This is a genomic window from Ruegeria sp. AU67, assembly GCF_900312795.1.
GTDB classification, from domain to species: domain Bacteria; phylum Pseudomonadota; class Alphaproteobacteria; order Rhodobacterales; family Rhodobacteraceae; genus Ruegeria; species Ruegeria atlantica.
On sequence record NZ_OMPH01000029.1, the window covers coordinates 64,049 to 71,292 of the forward strand.

5 protein-coding genes are annotated in these 7,244 nt (G+C 58.7%); 4 read left to right on the forward strand and 1 reads right to left on the reverse strand.

Annotated features, from left to right (window positions below):
- Positions 1-16: 16 nt before the first annotated feature.
- Together DK510_RS16795 and DK510_RS16800 are read left to right on the forward strand one after the other, a co-directional pair.
- On the forward strand, positions 17-2,032 hold the full coding sequence (locus tag DK510_RS16795; RefSeq protein WP_200833255.1) for an acetate--CoA ligase family protein: 2,016 nt from the start codon (positions 17-19) through the stop codon (positions 2,030-2,032).
- On the forward strand, positions 2,029-2,808 hold the full coding sequence (locus DK510_RS16800; RefSeq protein ID WP_109313067.1) for a carnitinyl-CoA dehydratase: 780 nt from the start codon (positions 2,029-2,031) through the stop codon (positions 2,806-2,808). Before DK510_RS16795 ends, DK510_RS16800 begins: the two co-directional genes overlap by 4 nt.
- A 5-nt stretch (positions 2,809-2,813) precedes the next feature.
- Here the strand turns inward: DK510_RS16800 and DK510_RS16805 are convergent, their stop codons facing one another.
- Positions 2,814-3,446: a class I SAM-dependent methyltransferase gene (locus tag DK510_RS16805; protein ID WP_109313068.1), complete on the reverse strand. Its 633-nt coding sequence runs from the start codon at positions 3,444-3,446 to the stop codon at positions 2,814-2,816.
- A gap of 90 nt (positions 3,447-3,536) precedes the next feature.
- Here DK510_RS16805 and DK510_RS16810 point away from each other — a divergent pair, with 90 nt between their 5' ends.
- Both DK510_RS16810 and katG read left to right on the forward strand, forming a co-directional pair.
- Positions 3,537-4,382: an SDR family oxidoreductase gene (locus DK510_RS16810; RefSeq protein ID WP_109313069.1), complete on the forward strand. Its 846-nt coding sequence runs from the start codon at positions 3,537-3,539 to the stop codon at positions 4,380-4,382.
- Positions 4,383-4,651: 269 nt separating this feature from the next.
- Positions 4,652-6,853: a catalase/peroxidase HPI gene (gene katG, locus DK510_RS16815; RefSeq protein ID WP_109313070.1), complete on the forward strand. Its 2,202-nt coding sequence runs from the start codon at positions 4,652-4,654 to the stop codon at positions 6,851-6,853.
- Positions 6,854-7,244: the final 391 nt, after the last annotated feature.

Genomic DNA, 7,244 nt, shown 5'->3' on the forward strand with positions numbered 1-7,244 from the left:
TGGAGGGGGCCGCCTGATGTCTTCCCTGTCACGCGTTTTGCACCCCACATCCATCGCTGTGATCGGCGGCGGCGCCTGGTGCGTCTCAGTGATCGAACAGGCCCGGAAATTCGGGTTTCAGGGCGACATCTGGCCGGTCCACCCAAAAGCTGGTCAAATCGCGGGTCTGAGTGCTTTTGCACGCCTTGAGGACCTTCCAGCGGCCCCCGACGTAGCCTTTGTTGGCATCAACCGTAATGCAACGATCGAGACTGTCGCGGTCCTTTCGGCCATGGGGGCCGGGGGCGCAGTGTGTTTTGCCTCGGGATTTACCGAAGCGCATGCCGAGGACGATCAGGGTGTAGAATTGCAGGTCCGTTTGGTGCAGGCCGCAGGCGAGATGCCGATCCTCGGGCCAAACTGCTATGGCTTCGTCAACGGGCTGGACCGCGCCGCTGTTTGGCCCGATCAGCACGGCATGCAACCGGTAGATCGCGGTGTGGCGATCCTGACGCAAAGTTCGAACATAGCGATCAATATGACGATGCAGCGCCGGGCCTTGCCGCTGGCCTTTATGCTGACCAGCGGGAACCAGGCGCAGACCCATCAGGCCGACATCGCCTCGGCCCTGTTGGATGATGACCGGATCACAGCGATTGGCGTCCATATCGAGGGGTTCGGTGATCTGCGTAAATGGGAGGCGCTGGCCAAAAAGGCGCGGGATCGTAACGTGCCGATTGTTGCGCTGAAAGTGGGCCGGTCCGCCCATGCACAGGCGGCGACGATTTCCCATACAGCCTCGTTGGCGGGTGGTGATGCGGGCGCGCAGGCATTTCTGGATCGCCTTGGGATCACGCGTTTGGATGACATTCCCAGTTTCCTGGAATGTCTCAAGCTGCTGCACGTGACCGGGCGGTTGGATACGAACGGTTTGGGATCGATCAGTTGCTCGGGTGGTGAGGCAAGTCTGGCTGCCGACATGGCCGAGGGGCGCGACCTGCACTTCCCGCCGTTGTCGCAAGCACAAAAAGCTGACCTGCGCGATGCCTTGGGGCCGATGGTGGCCCTGGCGAACCCGCTGGATTATCACACCTATATCTGGCGGGATACGCAGGCCATGACATGGGCGTGGTCCGCAATGATGAACCCTGAACAGGCCCTGACTATGGCGATTCTCGACTATCCGCACACGGATGCGACCGATTGGGAATGCGCCACGCAGGCTGCTTTGAATTGTGTTGCTCAGACGGGGCGCCCCTTTGCGGTAACGGCGACTCTGCCGGAGCTTTTGCCCGAAGACGTGGCACAGCGATTACTCGATGGCGGTGTTATCCCTTTTGCCGGATTGCACGAAGCGCTTGCGGCAATTGAGGCAGCCGCGCGACCGCAAGCAACGGAGGCCGAACCGGTCCTGTTGCCCTCGGATACCGTTGCGGATCATGTTCTGACCGAAGCAGAAGCCAAGCAGGCGCTGGCGGATTTCGGTGTTTGTGTACCGCACAACGTTGTGGTGACGCCGGATCTGGCGAAACAAGCCTCTGCCGCGCTGACTGGTCCTTTTGCGATTAAGGGCGTCGGGCTGGCGCACAAGTCGGAACATGCGGCCGTGCGCCTTAATGTTCGCGCCGACGCTGTGGGCGAAGTCGCGGCGGATATCGGAACCGAAGAGGTCCTTATTGAGGAAATGGCGGTCGGTGGCGTGGCTGAATTGTTGGTCGGCGTGACCCGAGATCCGGCCCACGGGTTCGTTCTGACGCTGGGTGCAGGGGGTGTGTTGACTGAAATCCTGCGCGACACGGTTTCCCTTTTGATCCCTTCCTCTCGCACCGCGGTGAAAGAGGCGCTGGGTAATTTGAACTGCGCCCCTTTGCTAGCGGGATATCGCGGCAAACCAGCGGCAGAGATTGAGGCCATCCTGGACGCTGTCGATGCGGTGCAGGCCTACGTCATTTCCAATGCATCCCATGTCAGCGAAGTTGAAATAAACCCACTGATCTGCACACCGGACCGTGCCATAGCGGTGGATGCTCTGATCCGAAAGGCAAGTATATGAACCCAGTCAAAACCAAGCGTGATGGCGCAATTCTGGAAGTCACTTTGGACCGTCCCAAAGCGAACGCGATTGATTTGGCGACCAGCCGAGTCATGGGCGAAGTCTTTCGTGACTTCCGTGATGATCCCGATCTGCGCGTCGCAATCCTGACCGGTGGTGGCGAGAAGTTCTTTTGCCCCGGCTGGGATTTGAAAGCAGCCGCTGACGGAGATGCCGTGGACGGAGATTATGGCGTCGGCGGATTTGGCGGGTTGCAGGAACTGCGGAACATGAACAAGCCGGTTATCGCCGCGGTCAACGGGATTGCCTGCGGCGGCGGGTTAGAATTGGCCCTGAGCGCCGACATGATCCTTGCTGCGGAACACGTCAGTTTTGCGCTGCCGGAAATCCGCTCCGGCACAGTGGCCGATGCCGCAAGTGTCAAACTGCCAAAACGTATTCCGTATCACGTGGCGATGGAACTGCTTTTGACCGGACGCTGGTTCGACCCGCATGAAGCGAAGAACTGGGGGTTGGTGAACGAAATCGTTCCAGGTGATCAGTTGATGGATCGGGCATGGGAACTGGCGCGCCTTTTGGCCAGCGGCCCGCCCTTGGTTTATGCCGCGATCAAGGAAATCGTGCGCGATGCCGAAGATTCCAAATTTCAGGATGCCATGAACCGGATCACCGGGCGGCAATTGCCGACGGTTGATACCCTCTATGGCTCTGAAGACAACCTGGAAGGCGCCCGCGCTTTTGCTGAAAAGCGTGATCCCGTGTGGAAAGGTCGATAGTCGGCCTAAGCGCGTTCAAACAGGGCTATCAGCGCTGTGTCATCTTTGTTGGGGCCAGATGCAAGATCGCCATAGATGCGAACTTCGGGCAGGGTAAGGTTTCGAATCTGGCCTTGCGCTAACCGGTGCAGGGCTTCGGCAAATCCCAGCTTTTCATAATGTTGGGCATTGATCGACAGCGCGAATTGAGCACCTGGGCGGGCCACACGCAGCAGTGCAGTCAAAGCTTCTGGCCCGAGGTGGCCATGGGTGAACGAACCGGATGAAACGATTCCGGAGTAACTATCGCGCGGCACCGGGATGCCTTCGTTCAGATCGGCCTCAATGGCGTCGCGGTAGATATCCTTGCGCATGGCCTGATCCAGCATCTCGGCGCTGATATCGGTGGCATCTATCGGTCCCACACCCAGCCGGGCCAGAACCGCGCCGCACAGGCCAGTGCCTGCACCTACATCAAGCACAGGCCCTTGCCCGCCGGCGCCGACAAAGGCGCGGGCGGTATGGATGTGCAGCTGATAGTCCTCGCGCGTGGCAAAGCCTTCGTCGTAATCCCCGGCCCATTCAGCATAGAGACGCTTGTGGTCCTCCGGGGAATCCAGCGCGTAGGCGGCATGAAGGTCTGGTGTTTTGTCACTCATAACCAAAAGAAAGGCGCATTGGGGGATTCGAATCAAGTATCCTTGGCAGAGTTCTTGCATCTGGCGAAATTGCGGATCATCTAAGAGCGTATGACAGGCACACTATTTTCCTTCGGTCACGGGTACTCGGCACAGGCCTTGTCCCGTCAGTCGCAACCCCATGGTTGGCGTATCTTCGGCACGACGCGTGATCCGGCCCAATCGCAGGTGGTCAAGGCGTCCGGCGCAGAGCCGGTGATTTGGCCGGGGCAAGTGCCACAGCTGGATGGGGTGACGCATCTTTTGATCTCGGCTGCGCCAAACGCGGACGGAGATCCGGTTCTGGCTGCATTGGCGGATGAGATTGCGGAACGGGCGGCGCAATTCAAATGGGTTGGCTATCTTTCGACCACGGCCGTGTATGGCGATCATCAGGGCAACTGGGTCGACGAGGCCACCCCTGCGACGCCAACGGCGCAGCGCGGCAAATGGCGGGTGCAGGCGGAAGAGCAGTGGCAGAGTATCCCCGGCTTGCCGACACATATCTTTCGCCTTGCGGGCATCTACGGTCCCGGTCGTGGACCGTTTTCCAAGCTCAAGCGCGTGGGTATGCGACGTATCATCAAGCCCGAGCAGGTCTTTTCCCGAATTCATGTCGCCGACATTGCCCAGGTTCTTGCCGCGTCCATGTCCGAGCCTAATCCGGGGGCGATTTACAACGTATGTGATGATGAACCCGTTCCACCGCAGGATGTCATCGCCTATGCGGCCGAATTGCAGGGATTGCCATTGCCGCCCGAAGTACCGTTCGACGAGGCCGACATGACCCCCATGGCGCGCAGCTTTTACAATGAGAACAAGCGGGTCAGAAACGATCGGATCAAGGATGAGCTGGGTGTAAACCTAATGTATCCGAACTATCGGGTCGGATTGAGGTCGCTGATGACCGATGACTGAGCTATCGGCCTGATTTCCGGCGATGCGCACCGGGTGCTTAGTGATAGCTTTTGGTTATCAGAACCATCCATAAAGAAAACTTATTTGCATGGTTCGAATTTGCTAGGTCTGGCGGCGACAAGACAAGAGTCGCCGATACCATTGACAGAATGTGCGCAATCCAAGCCGCGCATCTAAAAGAGGTAAAAGTGTCATCTATATATGTTCTTGATCGCCCGCGTTTCTCACCGCGCGAACGAGCCGGATTTTAGCCAGGATTGGAGATCGACATGGACGGAAGTGATAACCCCAAAACGGGCGGATGCCCTGTAATGCACGGCGCAGGAACCCGGTCAAACCGGGATTGGTGGCCGAACCAGCTGAACCTTTCGATCCTACATCAGAACGCGCCCGCGTCGAACCCGCTGGGGCCTGATTTCGACTACGCTGAAGAATTCAAGAAGCTGGACATGAAGGCGCTGAAAGAAGACCTGTACGCGCTGATGACCGATTCTCAGGATTGGTGGCCTGCCGACTATGGTCATTACGGTGGTCTGTTCATCCGGATGGCCTGGCACAGCGCCGGTACATATCGCACGGCGGATGGCCGTGGCGGTGCCTCGACCGGGAACCAGCGCTTTGCGCCACTGAACAGCTGGCCGGATAACGGCAACCTTGATAAGGCGCGCCGTCTGCTGTGGCCGATCAAGCAGAAATACGGCAACCAGATTTCATGGGCCGACCTGATGATCCTTGCCGGGAACTGCGCCATTGAATCCATGGGCGGCAAGACATTTGGCTTTGCCGGTGGTCGCGCAGATATCTGGGCGCCTGAAGAAGACATCTATTGGGGTTCCGAAACTGAATGGCTTGCCCCCACCGACAACCCGCACAGCCGATACACTGGTGAGCGCGACATGGAAAACCCACTGGCCGCCGTTCAGATGGGCCTGATCTATGTGAACCCCGAGGGCCCGGATGGTGAACCAAACGTGCTGGCCTCGGGCCGTGATATCCGCGACACCTTTGGCCGGATGGCGATGAATGACGAAGAAACCGTCGCATTGGTCGCTGGTGGCCACACCTTTGGTAAGGCGCACGGCGCGGGCGATCCTGATCTGGTCGGCCCCGAACCCGAAGCGGCCCCGATCGAAGAGATGGGCCTTGGCTGGATCAACAAGTTCGGCTCGGGCGTGGGTGACGATACCACGACCTCGGGCATCGAGGGCGCATGGACCGCAAACCCGATCAAATGGGACAACGGCTATTTCGATCTGCTGTTCGGATACGAGTGGAATCTGACTAAAAGCCCCTCGGGTGCATGGATTTGGGAACCAATCGGCGTCAAAGAAGAAGACATGGCCCCGGCGGCCGGTGATCCGACCAAGAAGGTCAAGACCATGATGACCACCGCCGACATGGCGATGCGCATGGATCCGATCTATGGCCCGATCTCGAAACGCTTCCACGAGAACCCGGAAGAGTTCGCAGATGCTTTCGCACGCGCCTGGTTCAAACTGACTCACCGCGACATGGGTCCGCGTTCGAACTATATCGGTTCGGAAGCCCCGACCGAAGAGTTGATCTGGCAGGACAACGTGCCTGCGGTGGATCACGACCTGGTTGATGATGCCGATGTAGCGGATTTGAAAGCCAAGATCGCTGCATCCGGTCTGTCGGTGTCCGAGCTGATCTCGACCGCATGGGCCTCGGCCTCGACCTTCCGTGGGTCGGACAAGCGGGGCGGTGCCAACGGCGCCCGTATCCGTCTTGCGCCTCAGAAGGATTGGGACGTCAACGAGCCAATGAAACTGTCCAAGGCGCTGGATGCGCTGACAGGCGTTCAAGAGGCGTTCAACGGCGCGCAGTCAGGCAACAAGAAAGTGTCGCTGGCCGACCTGATCGTTCTGGCCGGTGCCGTCGGCATCGAGCAGGCTGCCAAAGCTGGCGGTCGGGATGTTGAGGTTCCGTTCACCCCGGGCCGCACCGATGCGTCGCAAGAGCAGACCGATGTGGACAGCGTCGCAGTCCTGGAGCCTGCAGCAGACGGATTCCGCAACTACCAAAAGGCCGAATACACCGTCTCTCCCGAGGAGTTGCTGGTCGACCGTGCACAATTGTTAACCTTGTCCGCACCAGAGATGACGGCACTTGTCGGTGGCCTACGTGTTCTGGGCGCCAACTTCGGTGACGCCAAGCATGGGGTGTTCACGGATCGTGTGGGTGTACTCAGCAATGACTTTTTCACCAACATTTTGGACATGGGCACCGAATGGAAACCTGCCGGCAAGGGCGTCTATGAAGGTCGTGACCGCGCCAGCGGTGAGGTCAAATGGACCGGTACACGCGTCGATCTGGTCTTCGGTTCCAACTCGCAACTGCGGGCGCTCGCCGAGGTCTACGGTCAGACGGGTGCCGAGGGTAAATTTGTCTGCGACTTTGTCTCGGCCTGGAACAAGGTGATGAACGCGGATCGTTTTGATCTGAAGTAAATCGACGATCATCGCAGAGATAGCGCCGCCCGAGGGGACTCGGGCGGCGTTTTCTTTGGGTCGGATCCCGCAGGCATACCAACCATTGGGTACGATTCCGCCTAAAGCTCTGACAAACCCCCGCATCACGCAGCGCCCGGTCGAGTTTCTTACCCAAATTATTAAGCTAACTTATTGTTTTCATTAATATGGGCGAGTTTCAGCAGAGAAATGTGAAGTTTTTTCAAAATGGGGGTTGCAGGTCCCAGACCTAATCCGTAAATACCCCTTCACCGGCGCTGCTGAGGCGGCGCTGACGGGTCGGAGAGACGGCCGGACGCATCGGAGAGACGGTGGAGACGCTCAGGAGAGACTGGGGGCATCTTAGGGAATGATTTAGGCGGGCGCGCTG